Here is a 3,753-nt window from a genome sequence, read left to right on the forward strand (position 1 = left end):
GTATTTTAATTGATAGAGCAACGATAGTTGCATTAAAACAACACGAAAAAACAAAAAAATTGGTAATTACTTTATAAATATAAGAGGTGAACATATGAAACAGTATTCAGAGCGAATATATATAGCAGTATTAAAAATTGTGAAAAATGATTTAGATTTTGATATTTTACTGAGCGAAAGCTTTTCTTATGCAGATATAGGATTAATTATCAAATATTTAAAAAGAAATGGGTTAGTCTCTGATTTAAGTGGATACTTAGAGGTTACTGAGCTAGGAGAAAAGTATATTAAAGATACTGCAAAAAAATTAAGGTTAGGTAATATTGAAAAATTTATAATACCTCAACTAAAAGATGTTATTGAAAAGAATAGCAAATTTGATGTATACTTACCATAGTTACTTGCTTGCTAGCTCATGTTCATTATGAACAGGTTTGTTTGATTTCAACAAGCTGAGAAGAACCTATTTACAAGCTCCGCTAGTAAGTTTTCATTGATTTTATGAGAAAATCAACTTCAACTTACTAGCAGGACATGCTAGCTAAAGCTAGCATGATCCCAGGTAAAAGAACTGAAAAGAAGTGCACATTTCAGTTCTTTTACCTAGAAAACAATAATCTATAGTGGCAAGCAAGTGCTTTTTTTAGGAGAGAAAAGATGGATTGGAATACCTATAAAGAACGCTTTATATACAAAGCAAAGAGAGCAAATAAGAATGATGAATATATTAAAAAAAATCTTTCTTATGCCCAAAAACTGTACAAAAAAAATATACCTATTATTTATGATATAACACATCTGTCCCTCTTGGTAGGTGTTAATTTAGACTACATAATGTCAGTCGCATATTCACCTAATAGTTTTTATAGAACTTTTCAAATAAAAAAATATAACGGTAATAAAAGAACTATTTCAGAACCGCTACCTTTATTGAAAGATATTCAAAAATGGATATTAACAGAAATTTTAGAACAGATAGAAGTTAGCAAGTTTGCTAAGGCATATATTAGTAATGTTTCATTGAAGGAAAATGCAAGGTTTCATAAAAATAAAAAAATAGTATTAAAGTTAGATATTAAAAACTTTTTCGGTTCTTTTCAAAAAGTAGATGTCTTCAAACTTTTTAAGGAACTTGGTTACTCAAAAGACGTTGCTACTACACTAACTAATCTTTGTGTATTAAAAGGTTCACTTCCGCAAGGTGCAAGTACAAGTCCGTACCTTTCGAATATCCTAATGAAATCCTTTGATACAGCAGTTTCTAAATATTGCATTAATAGAAAGATAATGTATACTCGATATGCAGACGATATGACGTTTTCTGGAGAATTTAATATATCTAAGTTAATAAAATTTATAAGATCAGAGTTAAAAACAAGAAGTATGGAACTGAATGAAAAAAAAACAAGAACAATGTATCCTCATCAAAGACAAGAGGTAACAGGAATAACTGTAAATAAAAAAATGCAAATCAGCAAATCAAAAAAAAATAATATTAGATTAGAAGTATATTATATCGAAAAGTTAGGTATCAATAATCATATTAAAAATATCAGCTCAACATTGTCACCCGAAATGTATCTCAAATCACTGTTGGGAAAAGTGGAGTATGGACTATTTATTAATCCTGATGATAACCAATTGAAAGCATTCAAAAAAAGTATTAAAAGAACACTAAAAGAATTTTAGTTTTTTATATAGTGGTTAGGGTGTCAAAACCTAACCGGTTTACTACTTTTCCTTGTTAACAGTGCGATTTTGCCCGCTCTTTTGGTATAATAGACGTATCAAAATGCTGACGGAGGGTGCTATCATGTCGTTTAAACCAAATAATAAAAACGAAATGGATTTATTTAATGATTCTTACATTCAGACTTCTGAACGAACAAAAAAATGGATAAAAAATTCATGGGCAGAACCCTTTGCCCAACTAATTTTTCCGGCTATCAATGAAAAGCGCTTTGAAATCCTTTATCACGAAGAGAATGGTCGTCCGAATACACCGATTAACTATATTCTAGGTGCACTTATTCTGAAAGAAATTCTTTCTTTGACGGATGAGGATTTAAAACTTCGTTGCCATACAGACATTGCGATTCATCATGCCCTTCATTCAACCAGCTGGGATGACCAACCCGTTAGCGATCGAACGTTTAGTCGTTTCAGAGAACGGTGTTACCTGTATGAATTAGAAACAGGCATTGATCTGATTCAAGCAGAAATGGAAGCTTTGTCCGATAAACTTATGGAGTATTTCGAAATCAACCCAACGAAAAAGCGAATGGACAGTCTAATGATTGCTTCCAACACGCGAAATCTGTCTCGACTCGAATTACTTTATACGTGTATCGAAAGAGTCGTCCGTAAAAGAGAAACACTATATCCCTCTTTTGAATTGAGTGCGTACCAACAGTACCTCGATTCATATCATGAGAATGAGTTTATTTACCATAGTGATCAACCGTATGATGAAAAATTACAAGTCATCCTTTTGGATGCTTTTGGATTGAAAGAAACATTTGAATCCACATTAAAAGAGGACACAGACTTTCATCTTCTTTGTCGTGTCATCAATGATCAAACAACAACAGATGAGGATGGGACTATTTCTCTAAAAAAGGGGAAAGAGATCAGTCCCACAAGTCTTCAAACACCGATTGAACCAGAGGCCACTTATCGTTATAAATCTGGGAAACATCACAAAGGTTATGTCGCAAATATTGTAGAAACGGTTGATGAAAATCTTTCCTTCATCACGCACTATTCTTTTGATGCGAATATACAAAGTGATGTTCATTTTGCCTATGAAGCGATTGAAAAATTGGGTAAACAAGAAGAACCAACAGTTCTTGTATCTGATGGTGCCTATGATTCTGAAGACGCAAGAATCTTGGGTAAAACCAATGGGATTGATCTCGTAACTACCGAATTAAAAGGACGCTCACCGAATCCTGCTTACGCAGGCATTATCATCGATGAAGAAAAGAATATGGTCGAACTTCCCGATGGGTTAAAAGCCCAATCGGTTAGTTATTATGAGAAAACAGACATGTATCGAGCGGTCTTTGATAAAGCGGACTGTTCCTCAGCCTCAGATAACCAAGAAGCCTATGGCATGATGAAAGAACAAAAGAAAACAAACGTCTTAATGATTTCACCAAGGATGATTCAGCGAGCCAATCAAGCAAAACAGATGAAGACGAAAGAATTCCTCAAATATACTTATTTTAGAAACGGAGTAGAAGGCATTCCTTCTGTTCTTCGACGCGCTTACGATATCGACCGAATTCCATTCAGGGGACGAGTGCGTAAAAAACACAGTCTTGGGATAAAAATAATGGCAATAAACGCTAAAAGAGCCATCAAACACCAACACAATCAGGAAAAAGTGATGGCATAAAGAGGAGTCCCTCTTTTATTTTTTAAAACTGTATACTTTTGAGCATTTCAAGTTGATTAAGTGCTTAAAATTATGGGGTTTTGACACCATAATCATATAGTTGTTTTTAACTTATCTTTATTCAGATTTCAATGAAATTCACTCTGACATTCTATTATAATTAAAAATATCACTGTGTGCTTAACGTTCGCTTAAATTAAATAATTTTATAAAAAAATAGGGGCTGGGAAAAAACCAGCTCTTAACAAACAAAAAGAACAATGAAAACCGTCGGTTTTAGATGGTCTTCATTGTTCTTTTGTATTTTTTCTGAAGATGTAGAAGTACATCCTCCTTTTCTTCGGAGTTCGAGG

Annotated in this window: 3 protein-coding genes; all 3 read left to right on the forward strand. The window is 33.1% G+C overall.

Annotated features, from left to right (window positions below; all coding sequences use genetic code 11):
• Window positions 1-94 precede the first annotated feature (94 nt).
• The gene (locus ABFX15_RS04040) at window positions 95-397 is read left to right on the forward strand and encodes a hypothetical protein (RefSeq protein WP_346024218.1); all 303 of its coding nucleotides are present in this window, start codon (window positions 95-97) and stop codon (window positions 395-397) included.
• A 260-nt stretch (window positions 398-657) separates the two neighbouring features.
• Window positions 658-1,689 carry a retron St85 family RNA-directed DNA polymerase gene (locus ABFX15_RS04045; RefSeq protein WP_346024219.1) on the forward strand — a complete coding sequence of 344 codons (1,032 nt, stop codon included), beginning with the start codon at window positions 658-660 and terminating at the stop codon, window positions 1,687-1,689.
• Window positions 1,690-1,813: 124 nt separating this feature from the next.
• Window positions 1,814-3,400: a transposase gene (locus ABFX15_RS04050; RefSeq protein ID WP_346024220.1), complete on the forward strand. Its 1,587-nt coding sequence runs from the start codon at window positions 1,814-1,816 to the stop codon at window positions 3,398-3,400.
• The last annotated feature ends 353 nt before the right edge of the window (window positions 3,401-3,753 follow it).

Origin of the sequence: Alkalibacterium indicireducens (genome assembly GCF_039522005.1) — a bacterium.
GTDB lineage: Bacteria > Bacillota > Bacilli > Lactobacillales > Carnobacteriaceae_A > Alkalibacterium > Alkalibacterium indicireducens.